The organism is Photobacterium makurazakiensis (genome assembly GCF_050336715.1).
In the GTDB taxonomy this organism is placed as follows: Bacteria; Pseudomonadota; Gammaproteobacteria; order Enterobacterales; family Vibrionaceae; genus Photobacterium; species Photobacterium makurazakiensis.
The window spans coordinates 25826-41946 of record NZ_JAKJSJ010000028.1; the positions used below are offsets into that span (position 1 = coordinate 25826).

Annotated in this window: 13 protein-coding genes; 2 read left to right on the forward strand and 11 right to left on the reverse strand. The window is 44.9% G+C overall.

From position 1 onward, the window contains the following. Positions 1-59: 59 nt before the first annotated feature. The 8 genes from gluP to L4D09_RS13685 form a co-directional block, all read right to left on the reverse strand. The gene (gluP, locus tag L4D09_RS13650; protein ID WP_428458061.1) at positions 60-1331 is read right to left on the reverse strand and encodes a glucose/galactose MFS transporter; all 1272 of its coding nucleotides are present in this window, start codon (positions 1329-1331) and stop codon (positions 60-62) included. Between the two features lie 110 nt (positions 1332-1441). Continuing rightward, positions 1442-2236, reverse strand: coding sequence for an inositol monophosphatase family protein (locus tag L4D09_RS13655; RefSeq protein ID WP_428458062.1), 795 nt, complete (start codon positions 2234-2236; stop codon positions 1442-1444). Positions 2237-2246: 10 nt separating this feature from the next. Further along, positions 2247-3251, reverse strand: coding sequence for a LacI family DNA-binding transcriptional regulator (locus L4D09_RS13660; RefSeq protein ID WP_428458063.1), 1005 nt, complete (start codon positions 3249-3251; stop codon positions 2247-2249). A 3-nt stretch (positions 3252-3254) separates the two neighbouring features. Then, a complete protein-coding gene (locus L4D09_RS13665; RefSeq protein WP_428458064.1) occupies positions 3255-4733 on the reverse strand; it encodes a glycerophosphodiester phosphodiesterase family protein in 1479 nt (492 codons plus the stop codon). Continuing rightward, positions 4699-5793, reverse strand: a complete 1095-nt coding sequence (locus L4D09_RS13670; protein ID WP_428458065.1) for an ABC transporter ATP-binding protein — start codon at positions 5791-5793, stop codon at positions 4699-4701. The genes L4D09_RS13665 and L4D09_RS13670 overlap by 35 nt, the downstream gene beginning before the upstream one ends. Then, on the reverse strand, positions 5793-6617 hold the full coding sequence (locus L4D09_RS13675) for a carbohydrate ABC transporter permease (protein WP_428458066.1): 825 nt from the start codon (positions 6615-6617) through the stop codon (positions 5793-5795). Before L4D09_RS13675 ends, L4D09_RS13670 begins: the two co-directional genes overlap by 1 nt. 8 nt (positions 6618-6625) lie before the next feature. After that, positions 6626-7936, reverse strand: a complete 1311-nt coding sequence (locus tag L4D09_RS13680; protein WP_428458067.1) for a carbohydrate ABC transporter permease — start codon at positions 7934-7936, stop codon at positions 6626-6628. A gap of 54 nt (positions 7937-7990) precedes the next feature. Further along, complete coding sequence (locus L4D09_RS13685; protein WP_428458068.1) at positions 7991-9358, reverse strand: ABC transporter substrate-binding protein; 1368 nt, start codon at positions 9356-9358, stop codon at positions 7991-7993. Positions 9359-9884: 526 nt separating this feature from the next. On the opposite strand from L4D09_RS13685, the gene L4D09_RS13690 reads away from it, so the two are divergent. Next, positions 9885-11462: an ATP-binding cassette domain-containing protein gene (locus tag L4D09_RS13690; RefSeq protein WP_428458069.1), complete on the forward strand. Its 1578-nt coding sequence runs from the start codon at positions 9885-9887 to the stop codon at positions 11460-11462. 82 nt (positions 11463-11544) lie between these two features. Here the strand turns inward: L4D09_RS13690 and aroA are convergent, their stop codons facing one another. Both aroA and L4D09_RS13700 read right to left on the reverse strand, forming a co-directional pair. After that, positions 11545-12825, reverse strand: coding sequence for a 3-phosphoshikimate 1-carboxyvinyltransferase (aroA, locus tag L4D09_RS13695; RefSeq protein WP_428458070.1), 1281 nt, complete (start codon positions 12823-12825; stop codon positions 11545-11547). 244 nt (positions 12826-13069) lie between these two features. Further along, the gene (locus L4D09_RS13700) at positions 13070-13732 is read right to left on the reverse strand and encodes a hypothetical protein (RefSeq protein WP_428458071.1); all 663 of its coding nucleotides are present in this window, start codon (positions 13730-13732) and stop codon (positions 13070-13072) included. A gap of 214 nt (positions 13733-13946) precedes the next feature. Between L4D09_RS13700 and L4D09_RS13705 the strand changes: the two genes are divergently transcribed. Beyond that, a complete protein-coding gene (locus L4D09_RS13705; protein ID WP_428458072.1) occupies positions 13947-14978 on the forward strand; it encodes a type II asparaginase in 1032 nt (343 codons plus the stop codon). A 184-nt stretch (positions 14979-15162) separates the two neighbouring features. Here L4D09_RS13705 and L4D09_RS13710 read toward each other — a convergent pair whose 3' ends face one another. Further along, positions 15163-16107 carry a DMT family transporter gene (locus L4D09_RS13710; RefSeq protein ID WP_428458073.1) on the reverse strand — a complete coding sequence of 315 codons (945 nt, stop codon included), beginning with the start codon at positions 16105-16107 and terminating at the stop codon, positions 15163-15165. Positions 16108-16121 lie beyond the last annotated feature (14 nt).

Sequence of the window (16121 nt, forward strand, 5' to 3'; positions counted from 1 at the left end):
AAAGGTTATATTGATAGAGCCCGCTGTAAAGCGGGCTTTTGTCGTTTGATTTGTATACTTTATTGCGAGTCAGGGTGGTGAGCTTGCATAGCCACGGTGCTATTGGGTTGAGTTGACCGATTAGCGATGACACGAAACCCGACGGTGGCATAAAATAAAATAAATGCGTAGCACCCAAACCCAAGCCAGAAGGTATCGGCAATGAATAGACGATCTGCGAGTAAGGCTTGAACAAAGGGCAGAATTGCTCCGCCACACCCTGCCATCACCAAGATACCCGTTGCTTTCGCCATGTTATCCCCAAGGTTTTTAACCGCGAGTGAGAAGATCACCGGATACATGATGGAATGGCAAAGTCCGAGTGATACCAGTAAGAGCCCGCCGCTTCTACTTGGGAGTAGAATAGCTGTTAAGGCAAAACAAGCCGCAAGTACTGTGTTCAAGATTAATATTTTGCGGGCATTAATTTTAAGAAATAAGACAGTGCCGATCAGGCGGCCGATCATTGCCCCTGCCCAATAAATTGCGATGTAGCGACTGGCTTCAGCAAAGGTCATCCCCCCCGCATTACTCAAGTAACTAATGAGAAAAGTACCAGTACTTACTTCTGCACCGGTATAACAGAATATTGCAATTACCCCGAGCCAGAAATGGCGCTGCTTTATCGCCATAACGCGATTTGGCTTTGACGGGTCATTCGAGTGCCTCGTCGCTGGCCTAGCAGGATAGGCAATAGGTATTTTTCTTAGTGCGAAACTAATGATAGTAATGAGTACCGTCAAGCTGATGAAGGGGATCAGGACGTTGTTGGCTTGCTCAGCTGTCGTTTGTTCATAGCTACGGAATAAAAAACCGGCTGCAAGCATGGGGGCAAGTGTGACGCCAAGCGCGTTAACGGTTGAACTAAATGTGAGGCGTTGTGAAGCGCCAGCTTCAGGACCAAGCTCAGCAATTATCGGGTTCGTAACGACTTGTAAGGCGGTAACGGCTACGGCAACTACAGAAATAGCCACTAATGTTGCTGTGTAAGAGGCATACGCACCTGCTGGTAGCATAAGTAAACAACTAAGAGCGGAGCATATTAACGAGAGCTGTAAACTTGATTTAAAGCCGATGCGACCTATAAGCGCTGCGGTAGGAAGGCTAGCTAAAATGGGGGTCGAAGAGAAGATGACCTGTACCCAAATAGACTGGGTATAGCTAAGTGAATAAACGTCTTTTAAATAGGGCACAAGCAGGTTGGTTGTTGCTGTCAGCATTCCCCATATTAAAGGAACAAGACTGATTAACCACAAGCTATGCGTGTGGTTTAGTGTTGGTTTTATTTTCATGGATGTAGAGCCGAGAATGAAATGAACAGCAATTCATGGCGACCAAGCAATATGCTTATTACCGGCACCATGAATATCTAGGTTTACTGATGAACTTTAGCCTTTAAACTTTAGCCCTTAAGTAAGTCGGTTAATGCGGGGGTGCAGGCTTGAATAGTATAACCACCCGGTACTTCATTGAGGATAACGTCAGCACTTGCTTCTTGAAGGATCACAACACCAGCCATAATGTCCCATGCGTTAAGAAAATCTTCACGATAGCCATCGAAACGACCAGCAGCAACATGCGCTAAACCGAGGGCCGCTGAACCATGGCGGCGATGTTCGATGCCATGATCTAGCAATCGTTTCATGGTCGTGAGGTAAGTATCGAGAGGCATCTTGGCGGAATACCCCAGATTGACCAAACCGACCATGTCATTGCTTCCTTGGTTGACTTTGAGAGGCTGCTCATTAAGCCATGCCCCTTCGCCGTGTAGTGCAGAAAACAGCTCGTCATGGCAAGGGTCGTAAATTGCACCAATGACAGGTACCCCATCAACTAAGTAGGCGATAGAAACACACCACATTGGCTGTTTGCGAAGAAAATTGGTTGTGCCGTCGATCGGGTCAACGACCCAGGTACCGGTAGTGCTATCGTTATCGTTTTCTTCGCCGTTATGTTGACCACTACCTTCTCCGCTCTCTTCACCTAAGAATCCATCTTGAGGGAACGTTTGTGTGAGTTGCTGACGAATAAATATTTCTGTTTCTTTATCGGCTTCACTCACAAAATCTTGTTGGCCTTTAACATCAATAGTCAGGCCATTTTCAATAAGTTTTCTTTGGTAGTAGTAGGCTAGCTGGCCTGCTTCTTTCGCAAGTTGGCAAACGAAGGTATAGCGCTGTTGTAGTTCGTTGTTCATTGTTATTCCATTACAGTGAGTCACGGCGGATCAAAGAGACATCCAGATGATAGGTACGGGCTTCTTGTTCTGGGTTTTGAATTCGGCTGATAAGCAGTTCAACCGAGAGGGCCGCCATTTTATCTGTTGCTTGTTTGATCGTGGTTAATTGGTAGCTCTTCCATTTAGCTTGCAACATGTCATCAAACCCTGCGATTGGCAGGTTGGCGAGAATATCTTGGCCTTGGGTTTCTCTGATTCCATCAATGACGCCCAATGCGAGATAATCATTAGTGCAGAAAATACCATCTGGTTGAGTGGTTAATTGAGACAGCTTATCAGCGGCCTCTAGCCCACCTTGATAACAGTGGGTATGTGGATAAACGACGTCTGTCGTTAGCCCTATTTGCTGGGCGTATTGGCAAAAAAGTTGTTCACGCTTTCGGATACTGTAGGAGTTAGCTTCCGAGCTGACGACGACAATATGCTGGCATTGCTTCTCGCGAAAGGCATCAATAATTAACTTAATGCCTTTGATGTTGTCGCAAAATACGCGATCGACAAAAGGGTGTTCATCTTGCTTATTGATGAGTACGACTGGAACCTGATGCTCAGCACAGTTTTGATAGATAGCCGCAGGTGGCGTATCTGAGGTAATAATCACGCCAGATACGTTGTAATGCAGAAGCATATCAATGACCTGCGAGCTGTCTCGCCCTTTTGCCGTCGGGATCAGCAGAGGGCGATAGTTATTGGCCAAAATTGCTTCGCTTAAATCATTAACCTGTTGGCTACGGAATGGATTATCCATATCCGCCACCACTAAACCCACCAAGTCAGAGCGCTGGCGGTTTAGACTGCGTGCAAGGTGATTAACGCGATAGCCAAGCGTTTTCGCAGCAATAAGTACTTTCTCTTTTGTCGCTTCTGAGACATAGCCGTTATTAGAGAATGTCCGAGAGACCGCAGCTCGGGAAACCCCAGCTGCTTTGGCGACGTCAACAGACGTGACTTGTTTTACCTTGGAGTTACTCAAGTGCTACTCCTGTGCCAGCCATAGTTTGTAGGCTTTGATAAAGGCAAAAGGATGATCGATATTAACCATATCCGGTTGTAACTTGATAAGCTCAATCCACGAGTTAAGATCGCTACCCGGATAGCGAAGCATCACTTTGATCCCTTGGTCTCGACACTGGCTAAACTCATCTAAGTTATCAATTAGGTAGTCATACTCAATAATAGCGGGCTTACCTGCTTCGACGAGCAATTCTAATGAAGCAAAATCTTGACGGCGTTTCATGAGTTTTGCGTCGGGGTAGCGAGTACGTATTTCGTCGAGATATTCGCTGTTAAAGCTCCAAAAAAAACAACGTTCGATGGCATCGTGCTGAATGACTTCTTGCATAACGTGGTCGACATTTGCTTCTTTTAGCTCAACATACAGTTGACCATCAAAGTTAGCGGATAGCACCAGGTAATCAGCAAAAAGCTTAACGTGTTCTTGCTTAAAACTTTTATCGAACCAGCTTCCCGCATCGCTCCCCATTAGCTGGTGGCTGTCTAATTCGCGGATTAAGCCCTGCAAGCTGGTCGTACGATCAGCGGTTAAATCGTGGATCACCATCAATTTACCATCGGCACTGGTATTGAGATCCAGCTCAATGACTTTGGCACCCATACGATAACCAATAACTGCACTTGCTTGAGTATTTTCTGGTGCGACATCATTGGCACCACGGTGTAATACCAATTCGATGGGGTTACTCGGATCTGGGCGATGGCCTGTAATTAACTCAGGGAGATCGGAACAGATGCCTACCACCGGCATCTTGATCAGTTTTTCAATTTCGCTTGGTCGTTCTTCATGCCAAATAATGACGGGTAAGTTCAGGCTTTTTGCCTTGTCCATCAGTGCTGGGGTTAAGAGCTTATGTGGTGTATCTGAAGCACGCTCCCAGCAGAGGTGAATCATATCGGCTTTTGCTTTTTCTGCTTGTTCGAATGGGCAATCACCCACACGAACAAGTACCGAAAGTGGGTAAGGGCAGCCATACTCATCCAGCTCGGCGACCCACTCAGGAGTAAAACTGCCAATACTGATGTTCTCATACGGTTGTGTATCAAGAATACGTAATACTTCCAGACCAGCCCCTTCACCTTTCAATTCAATATAAAGGCCACAATCGGTGTCGATTGCCAGTGCAAGTACCTGTTCGAACGTTGGTACCAGCTCGCCATTGAACAAAGCATGCTGTTGCAGGGCTTTGTAGGTCATTTTAGAGATATCAACATCAATACCTGCGGTGTGCATGAGATTATCATCGTGACTTACAACACAGGTGCCATCAGCGGTTAAGCGAACATCAATTTCCCACATTTCAGCGTTGAGTTTTGCGGCATAGGCAAATGCTTCAAGTGTGTTTTCTAACTTATGGCCACTTGCACCACGGTGGGCAATGCAAAGAGGAAACTGATTAGCTCGATTAACTAGCTTTTTTAAACGTTGCTGGCGCAGCATGTAGGCGGTCTCCCTGTTGGTCGAAAATTAGAATGTGTTTAGCTTTTATAGCCCAATGAACAGTATCGCCAAGGCTTAGGTCATCACGTACAGGTTGGATTGTGCGGATGATGTTGCCATCGGGTAGTTTTAGGTCATAGAGGTTTTCACGGCCTTGGTTCTCAATGAAGCACACAGTCGCGGTATTTTCTTCGTTGCTGTTTTCTTGGCTACATAGAATGACGTGCTCTGGGCGTAAGCCAACTTTAACGGTTTGATTATCGCTGTGTCCTTCAACGAGCGGCAGGGTGATCCCATCTTCTCCGTTGATAAAACGGTTGTTGCAAATCTCACCAGAAATGAATGAAATGGGTGGATTGCCCAAAAAGCCGGCAACGAATTCATTTACTGGGTTGGAATACATCTCGGTCGGGGCATCAACCTGTACAATCTTGCCACCGTTCATAATGGCAATACGATCACACATGCTCATTGCTTCCACTTGGTCGTGGGTAACCAGGACGGCGGTAATGCCCGTTTCTTGTTGAATACGACGGATCTCAGATCGCATCTCAAGGCGTAACTTGGCATCAAGGTTGGCCAGTGGCTCATCCAGTAGCAATACATCCGGTTCACGTACAATGGCACGAGCTAAAGAAACACGTTGCTGTTGGCCGCCAGACAGTTCGGCTGGTTTGCGGTGCAATAAGTTGTCAATTCGAACCAGCTTGGCTATGTCGGTGACTTTGCGTTTAATTTCAGCTTTGCTTTCTTTGCGGATCATCAGCGGAAATGCGATGTTTTCTTCAACAGTCATGTGCGGGTATAGCGCATATGACTGGAAGATCACGCCGACATTGCGTTCTTGCGGTGGTAGCTTCGTGACATCTTTGCCAGCAAAAACAATACTACCGCTGTCAATCTTGTGGATGCCGCTAATGGCAAACAACGTGGTCGACTTGCCGCAGCCAGAGGGACCAAGTAGGGCGATCATTTCACCAGAACCAATTTCTAAGTTCAGGTTGTCAATAACGGTGGTATCCCCAAACGTTTTTGTGAAGTTGTTAATTTGAATACCCATTAGCCTTTATTGCCTCCGCTGTACATGTTCATTAGCTGTTTTTGGAAAATTGCGAAAAGAATGATCACGGGCAGTACATAGAACAGCCCGACAGATTTAAACATTGCCATATCAAAGTTGTTGTCATCGGCGATTAAGCCAGCCAAGTAGACCGATAGAACTTGTGCATCGTTACCCGGTGCTAATACCTGTGGCAGAATGAACTCACTCCAACTTGCGAGGAATGAAAAGATGCCCAGTGCAGTTAACGCCGAACCAACTTGAGGCAGAACGATTTTACGCCACACGGTAAAACGGCTTGCACCGTCTTGCATGGCAGCCATTTCTATCTCCCATGGCACAGAGTCGTAGAAACCTTTTAAAATCCAAATACCAAATGGCAGCTCAAGTGACGCTTTTACCAAAATAACGCCGATCAAAGTGTCGTATAGGCCGACGTATTGCAGGATCAAAAATATCGCAATTAACAGGGTGACCGTTGGGAATGAGTGCAACACCATCACGCCGCCAAGGAAAAAGCTGCGCATTGGAATATTCAACCGCGATAGTGCGTAAGCGGCAGTCGATGCGATACATAGCGTCAGCAAGGTTGAGACCACCGAGAACACAAAGGTATTGAATGTTACGCCCCAAATATTTGGTTTACCGGGTAAGTCTTCCCACAAGAACCGCCAATGCTCTAAGGTGAATTCGTAGGGCAATAGCGCCCCCGGTGCGGTATTAGAGAAAGTATCGATGATGAGATACAGATACATCAGCAACAAAGGGGCACTCAGTACACCTAATGCGATGATAGATTTACGGCTGGTACGGATATCTGACATAAATCCTCCTAAATCTCGATACGTGGCTTGGCAACCATCTTTTTGAAGCCAAACATTTTGAGGTAAACGATAGACATCACTATACCGATGGCGACTAATACCATGGCAAGGGCTGCGCCATAACCGTATTGTAAGTTGCCGGCATAATTACTTAATGCTGTGCGGAAGGCACGCAGCGCCCAAACTTCGGTCGAGCCACCAGGACCGCCGCCTGTTGCAAGCAGGATGTAATCAAATGAAGCCAGTAGTGATAGCGTTTGGTAACAGGTCATAAATAGGATTGGCCAGCGTAACTGGGGCAAAATAATGTAGCGGATCTGCTGCCAGCGATTAGCGCCGTCGACTTCACTTGCCCAGAAATGGCTTTTCGGAATCGCGTTAATCGCAGAAGACAGTACTAACATGCCCATTGATGCACCGACGAAGCCATTAATTAAGACAACGAAAGTCCACGCATGGGTTGGAGTGTCGAGCATCCAGTTTTTCGACGCGACCCCGAACATACCAAGCAGGTTTGAAATAAAGCCAGTGTCCCATGCCAACCATTTCCATAGCAGTACATATAGTACTGGCGGGGTGATACGTGGCAGCAACCAAACTGCTCGGTAAAAACCTGCAATATTTTTTGGCATGTAGTGAGTGGCGATTGCTAGTACTAACGCAAAGCCAATATTAAACAAAGTCAACGTGGTGAATACATAGACAATGGTGTTGCTCAAGGCTGTTTTGGTATCAGGCAGCGAAGTCATACGCTGGTAGTTTTCTTTAGTCCAAACCCAACCCGTGTATGATGCCTTTAGCAGCGCTTCGGCTTCAGTATCTGTTAACGTTATCCCTGCTGCGTTAACGGCAGTAAGCATGTCGGTTTTGGTATCGTATCGTGTTGTACCGACCGAACGCTGAAATTGGTTGGCCATGCCATTCAACTCACGAGTACTACGCGGACTATGGCGTAGTTTACGCATCTCACGTGTTAGCTCACGGCGGTTATCGAATGACTGCCCAAGTAGGTTTGTTTGCATCTGTGCGATAAAGCGTGCATCGGTATCATCTTCTGCAAGCGTATCAAGGCCAGCTTGATCAACGGTAAAGCGGGTTTCCTTAAGCTCGTTAGCAAGCTCATTCATGCCGTAATCGGCACTCAGATTGCGAAGAGCTGAAGGCGTTACTTGGTATGTTCCGCTGCTGATCCCTGTTGCCGTACTCATATTGGTAAATGAGAATACAGCTGTCATAACAACGGGTAGCAGAAAGAATAAGACAACAAAGACCAGAGCGGGTGCCATCATCACTGGCCCTAGTGTTTTTGAACGATTCATGGTGTTCTCTCTATTACCCTCCGGCAAATCTGCCGGAGGGAATTACGGTTTGGATTATTGAATAATCACACCGTTGCCAAGGGTACCGCGAAGCTCTTGTTCCGCGTCGGCGACAGCTTGTTTAGCTGTTTTCTGGCCTGTCCAGCTAGCTTCCAAGCCTTTCCAATAGATGTTCCAAAATGAACCAAAATCAGCGTTGTTTGGCATTGAGCTTGCGTGAGGAAGTAGACGCTCCGTTGCTTCCATTGCCCAGCGGTCGTTGCTGTACAAACCGATATTCATTTGTTCTGGGCTTATGCCTAAGTGAGATGACTTAATGGCATGAAGCGTATTAATTCGAGGCTCCGAAGCAATTTTAATTAGCTTGGCTGCGACTTCCATTTTGTCTTCGTTGTCTTGCTGAGTAACAAGGTAAACAACTGGGTGAGTTAGGGTATTTGCATTGTCTTTGTCTTCAGCACTACCTGATGGGATCAGGCTGAACTGTACATTGCCAAAGAAATCGTCGAGACCTTCAGCTTCGGTGTAGCGAGAGTAGTGCCAAGTGCCGCCATGCCAGAAGGCTGCTTTACCGTCTGCGACTTCTGCATACCATTGATCCCAAGGTGTACCAATGTGGTTACGACGAGTAACGCCCATTTCCACGGCATCGATAAAGAATTGGTAGGTTTTTTCCATGGCGGTTTTATCGAAAATTAGGCGACCAGAGTCTGCATCTTGTAGCTTGCCACCAAAGCTGGTGTAAAACTGCCAGAAATCAGGGCCATTGGTCACACGAGGGTAGAAGCCGTAACCTTTTGCGACTAGGCCTTTGTCTTGCGCTTTTTTTGCATCATCTAGCATGTCATATAAGGTGTAATCACCTGATTCGATGCGATCTGGCATGGATTCTATTGCTGCGTCATCGTAGCCAATGCCTGTTAGGTACTCTTTCCACGCAAAGAATGGACGGGCTTCAGAATCTTGAGGAATGCCATAAACCATACCGTTGAAAGAAGACATTTCGACAAGGTTTGGATACAAATTATTAAGTGGCCATGCATCCATGTCGACATAATCTTCAACAGGTGAAATCAATCCCGATTGCGCCCAAGGTGCGATATCGACGTGGCCTGTTACTACAATGTCGGGCGCAGAGCCAGACTCTGATGCAAGGGTAACTGCCTGCTTGAAACTATCCCAATCAGAGTAGTTACGTTTGTTAACGGTGATTGTTAGCTCTTCACCTACGGCATCGGCTTCTTGCATCAAAATGTTAGCAGCCATCTCGATTGCATCTGTACGGTAATGGTCATTTGGACCTGCGCCACCAGCAACAACAGAAATTTCGTAGTTTGCTGCGCTAGCTAAGCCAGCATAAGCAAGAGAAAGGCACACTAGGCTGTGCTTCAATGCACGATGTGGTATTCCAGAATTTATCACTGCGTGTCTCCAAGACATAAAGGCAAATTACAACAGAGAGGTAATGTGAACACGTGTACACATTCGATGTTGCACATTATTAGCTTGGAAAGTGACAGTTAGATGATGTGAAGTTGACAGGTGTGTGACAAAAAAGTGAACAAAAAGAGCGGAAATATGCAGCTGGTGAATAAATAATAAGGGAGGGGGCTCCTGTTATATAAATGGAAATATATAGCTAAAGATGGACAATCTTGACTCTTCCATACCCTTATCGTTAAAATCATCGCCATCATATCTATAGGATTTAACGCGCCAATGAAGTACTAACTTCCTGACATCCATTTTATTAGCAATAAACATTTGGACACTAGGGGTTAGTGGGCGTTACTTCGTCATTTCTATCTTGCAGAAAATCAGAGAAATACCGTATCTGAACAATATTCGTTCGTGCGCGGTGTTTGCATCTAAGTAACGGCTTAGCCAATCTATCGTCGATAGAAAGGTACAACCCCTTTTACTTGTTTTCGTAAAAGGAGGTATTTTTATGCCTGCAATATATACACATAAACTGTCATTCCAACTTGATACGGGTGAATGGCTGTTTCGAGATCTCGATCTGAGCTTAAACTGCCGCATTACAGGGTTAGTTGGGCGAAACGGGGCCGGAAAGTCGGTTTTATTTTCTTTGTTACTTGGGGATATTCATCCCAGCCAAGGTTCTGTGTCGTCCCAAGGTAAGATCGCTGCTTATTCACAATTACCTTCTGTCTTGTTAGATAGCAATCAGCGTATCGCAGACTTTCTCGGCATCAACGATAAGATCCTGGCTCTGCGCGCCATAGAGCTGGGTAGCTGTGAACAAGCGCACTTTGATGTGGTTGGAGAAGATTGGGAAATAGAAACCCGTACACTCGACACACTTAAAGCGCTTAGGATCGAGTCGAACCTTAATACTTATTGTCATACTTTGAGCGGGGGACAACTGGCACTTTTGCAGTTACACCAATTGTTCGAATCCGATGCAGACATTCTATTACTCGATGAACCGTCGAATCATTTAGATGCTGGTGGTCGGCAATGGTTAATTGAACAATTTCAGCAGTTTGAAGGAAAAATACTACTGATTAGTCATGACCGTACTTTACTTAGGCATGTCGATGGTATTTATCAGCTAACAAGTTTAGGACTGCGTTTTTTCAGTGGAAACTATGATGCGTATTTCGAGCAATCATCTATCCAAGCAGATGCATTGGATAAGCAGATTCTCCACTATAAATCAGAACAAAAGCGACTTGAACGTCAAGCTCAGGCGAATAAAGAAAAGGCGCAGCAAAGAGAAGCGCACGGAAATCGAATAAGACGATCTGGCAGCCAACCCAAGATATTAATGGATGCTATGAAGGAAAAGGCGGGGCAGAGCCTAGCTGCGGCTGCGATAAATCAGATGAACTACTTGGAGCGTAATCAAGAGAAATTACAGGTGTTGAAGCAACAACAGGAAACGTTAAAGCCCCAAGCCATGTATTTACAGCAATCAAGCTGCGTAAAGAAGCGTACCTTGCTAAAGGTTGAAGACTGTCGGTTGAAGTATGGTTCGGGTAAAGCGCTATCGTTCTCGCTCTCTCAAGCCGAACGAGGCTATCTGTCTGGGGGTAATGGCTGTGGTAAATCAACGTTGTTAAAAGCGATCCAAGGGGCTGGCTCTAATTACACAGGAGTCATAAAACTGCACACTGACACCGTGTATTTGGATCAACATTTTGGATTATTGGAGCTTAACGAAACAATGCTGGTTAGCTTAATGAATAATTGTGAGGGGCTGGCAGAAAGTGACGCTCGGACACTATTGGCAGGCATTGGATTTAGGCGCGACTCTGTATATCGAAAGGTGGCTCATTTAAGTGGGGGAGAGAAAATGAAACTTTCAATGCTAATGGTTAGCCACATGGCGAATTCACCTTTGCTACTGCTTGATGAGCCAGACAACCATTTAGATATTGAGTCTAAACAAATTTTGGCTACAGCGCTGAAGGACTATAAAGGGGCCTTTATTTTAGTCAGCCATGATCAAGATTTCATTGCAGAAGTGGGTGTTAATAAATCGATTATTATGAGCAAATAAGCGGCTTTTGAACGAAAAGAGCTTAAGGCGAATTAGTCTTAAGCTCTATGCCTGTAATGAGAAGTTTTATTGAAGGTGAGTGTTACTGACAGAGGCTTTTAAGTTTGTCAAAGTAATCTGGGAAAGTCTTCGAGGTGCACTTCGGATCATTGATCGTTACAGCAGTACCACTAAGTGCAATGAGCGAAAAACACATGGCAATTCGATGATCATCATAGGTGTCAATTTCAGCGTGCTGTAGATCATTAATGGATTCAACGATTATGTAGTCGTGCCCTTCTTCTACATTCGCACCGACTTTCCTTAATTCTGCCGTGACAGCTGCCAAACGATCTGTTTCTTTAACTCGCCAGTTATATATGTTGCGGATAGTTGTTGGACCTTTGGCAAATAAAGCGATGATGGCGAGACTCATTGCTGCATCTGGTATATGGTTACAATCGATATCGATACCCACGAGATCATTGCGACGACATTTAATGTAGTCGTCTCCCCATTCAATCACAGCGCCCATTTTTTCAAGCGCATCGGCAAATTGAATATCTCCTTGGATACTGTGCTTGCCAATACCCGTCACTTGCACTTCACCGCCTTTTACCGCAGCAGCGGCTAAAAAGTAGGAGGCAGATGAAGCGTCACCTTCCACTAAAACATTACCGGGAGAAATATATTTTTGACCACTTTTTATTATGAATTGCTGGTAGTTACGGTTTTCAACCTCAACACCAAATCGCTTCATCAATTGAATCGTAATATCGATATAAGGTTTGGAAACTAAGTCACCAAGGATCTCAATGGTGGTATCGTTTTTTGCTAACGGTAAAGCCATCAGTATTGCTGTGAGAAACTGACTCGAAATAGAACCATCGATAGAAACGTTGCCCCCGACCAAACCTGTTCCACTGATTTTAAGAGGCGGATAATTTTCGTTTTCTAGGTACTCAATGTTTGCGCCCGCTTGATCTAAAGCATCAACTAGATGGCCGATAGGCCGCTCTTTCATTCGAGGATCACCCGTAAGAATGTATTCGCCTTCGCCAAGGCATAATATTGCGGCCAGCGTTCGCATTGATGTGCCAGAATTACCCAAAAGCACCTCTAATGAAGTAGAGCAATTAAATGGTTTTCCTAGGCCTTGAACAGTACATTCCGTTTTGTCGTGAGAGAGTTGATACTCGACACCAAATTGAGTAAGGGCCGTAAGCATATGCTTAGTATCATCACTGTCTAATAAATTAGTTAATTTTGTTGTTCCTTCGGCAAGTGCAGCAAGGACTAATGCCCGATTTGAAATGCTTTTGGAGCCAGGGAGGTTAACGATTCCAGATATCTTTTCGATAGGGTGCAGTGTTAAATGTTCCATCAATTCAGCTTATTCCTTACATTAGCACTGATCTGTGACGATAAAAGTGCTATTAAATCCGTTGTAATAGTAGGGTATTTGATTAAGAACGTATTTCTGTGACATTTTGTTGATATTTTTGTTAATCAAAACTGTGACGATTACCCATGCTGTTGGTGAGCCACCAAGCTAAACTCATTTTTATCGCTAGCTGTATCGGTGTATTCAATAATGAGATTGATGCTTCTATACACAACACAACGAGTTATTCTTGAATTTTGGATCTCAACTCTGTTCCAGCATCACGGATTAAGTTTACTGGCGAGAGAATAACGCCTTTCACTGCCCCTTGAGTTGCTTGTTGGGTAAGTTGTTCGCTTTTTTCTACAATCTCGTCAGTCTTCGCCAGAATGATTGGCACGTCTTGGCGTAAGTATTCTGACTCGATAATGACAGCGGGAATAGTGGTCTCCCGATAACCTTTACTTTCGACTAATACCGCAGGGAGTATCTCTTTGCGGTAGCTTTCAAGCTCAGCCAACGTATTAGGCAGAGCGGTTGTATTAACGGTTTCCACCGTTTGAATAACCGAAGGGATAGTTTCGCTGCGTATGGCTTTTACTTCATCTAAAAATCGTGGGATTTTTTGATCGACTGAAGCAACAGTTTGATTAACATCGTTAATGGTTGTTTTGATGTCGTCAGCCAGTATTAAAGCTTGGGGTGTTAGCGCTTCAAAGGTTTTTGCCAGTAACAGCCACTGTTCAATTTCGAGTTTATCCGCCGTGGTGTTGATATCTGCCATCATTTGCGGATAGGTGTCGACAACTTTATTAATAGTATTGGTGAACGTGTAAATGGTGTAACCCAGGTAAAAAATAGCAATGGCCAATACGAGTTGTATTGCGGTGCCTAGTCGATTCTGCATAGCTACATCCATGTGTGTTTTAGAAACTAACTTTCTAAAAATTATATGATTTAATTCCTAAGTTTGCTTTAGTTTAGTGCGGCTTGCACTGTAATTACCCATCTCAAGCAAATTTCATCTTTCAAATATCCCCAATTTAACGGCATGCTCGTTTGGCACAGTCTGTGCATTAGCCATATTTAATGACAAAATAAACATTATAGGTAAGGCTATTATGCGCAAAATTATTACAGCAACCACAATTGCTTCTATTCTCGCTTTTTCGACTTCAACGTGGGCTGACTCATTGCCTAAGGTCGCAATTCTAGGCACTGGTGGTACGATTGCTGGTGCAGCGGCGAAATCCACCGATGTTACAGGCTATAAAGCTGGTGAGATTGCTGTTTCTACTTTAATTGAGGCCGTGCCGGATATTGTCGATGTTGCTGAAGTCGATGGTGTTCAAGTCGCGAATACGTCGAGCTCGAATATTACAGGTGAGATCCTGATTAATATGGCGAATAAAGCCAATGAGTTACTTGCGGGGGATACGAAGGGTATCGTGATCACGCATGGTACTGACACCACTGAAGAGACGGCTTTTTTCATGGATTTGGTTAATCAGACGGATAAGCCAATTGTAGTGGTTGGGGCGATGCGCCCGGCAACAGCGATCAGTGCTGATGGCCCAATGAACTTGTTAAATGCTGTTAAGTTAGCGGCAAGTGATGAGGCTGTAGGGCGAGGTACGATGATTTTGCTTAATGATGCCATTGGTGCCGCTTATTACACATCGAAGACAAGCTCCATTTCTCTCGATACCTTCAAGGCTCACGATCAAGGTTACTTAGGCACCTTTGCTGGTAGTCAGCCGAGGTTCTATTATGAGCCAGCAAAAGCGATGGGTAAGCCGAATTTTGATGTGTCAGAATTAGAATCTTTGCCAAGAGTCGATATTGTTTATAGTTACCAAGACATGCAGGCAGATCAGTTAGATTTGCTCATTAAAGCTGGCGCACAGGGTATCGTTGTTGCTGGTAGCGGTAATGGTTCAACGCCGACGGCTGTTAGGGAGAAAATTCAGTCTCTCAAGGAAGAAGGTTATCCAATTGTGTTGTCTAGTCGAACTGGTGCGGGGCTTGTAACACCTAAAGAGCACGCTATTGCTGCTGGGGTACTTAACCCACAGAAGGCACGTATCATGTTAATGCTAGCCTTGACTCAAACCGATGAGCTGAGCCAGATTGAAGGTTTCTTTAGCAGCTAAAAAACATGCCTAAGCAATATTCATCGCTCCTGTTTACTTCTGGTAAGCAGGGGCGGTTCTTATTTTGGCTCTTCTTTCGAGTACAAATGGGCCGTATTTTGATCCCATAAATAAAAATATTGCAGTAAACACGGTATCCCGCAGCAACATCGGTTAGATTTTCCTAGCAATCATTAACTGATTATTACCTAACACTGAGCTGCTGATGTTTACATGCACGTTGATACTGTAGCCACCTTGGATAGAAGGTATTAACCAAGGTAGCAAGAATGATTAGACTAATACCGAGCACATTATTCAATGCCATTTTTTCATCAAAGAACAGTACCTGCCAAATAATCGCGAAAAATAGATTGGTGAAAATTAAAGGTGCGAGTTCTGAACTTGATAATGCAAGTTTATAGGCTTTGGCTCTAAACATTTGGGTGCCAACGGTACTTAACGCGAGCAACGCGAGCATAGCTGCAATTAATAGTGTTGAGGCTTCTGGGAGTTGTACGTTGTCGTACAGTACCTGTCCGTTTGATTTAAACACCGCCAGCGTGGCAGCAGGAGTCAAAATAAGCGCGGCAAGTAAAAAGCACCAACCATTCACCGCTGCCGCTGGCAAGGTTGATTTAGCCCCTTTAAACAAGGTGACCTGCGATAAGGCATTGAACATACCAGCGGCTAAACCAATTAATAACTCTGGGCGAATATCAATGCCTGCTGGGCTACCTGCTTGTAATAGCACCCCCGTGAAAGTGAGCCCCAGATTAAAAATAGTTATTGCTTGAATCGGGGTTTTATATAACAGTTTTTCTAATACAGGTATAAATAACGGACCAGTACTAAATAGCACCACACTTTCAACTAATGTGAGTGAGTTTAAAGCTGTGATGAAGCATAACTGGCTACCAACAACACACAGTGCTCGAATGATAATAGGGCGGCGGTTGGTGCTATCCGGTATAGCCCAACCAGAGAGCTTTAGTAGCCCCAACATGATAAGAGCCGGAAAAATAAAGCGTAATGCCCCCAGCACTTCAGTGCTAAAGCTACCACTCAAAAACTTCATGATCAGCCCGTTAAAAGACAGTGTAAAGGTTGAGATAAGCATGAAAGCAACGGGGCGAAGGTCGGTGGGCATTATATTTCCTTAAG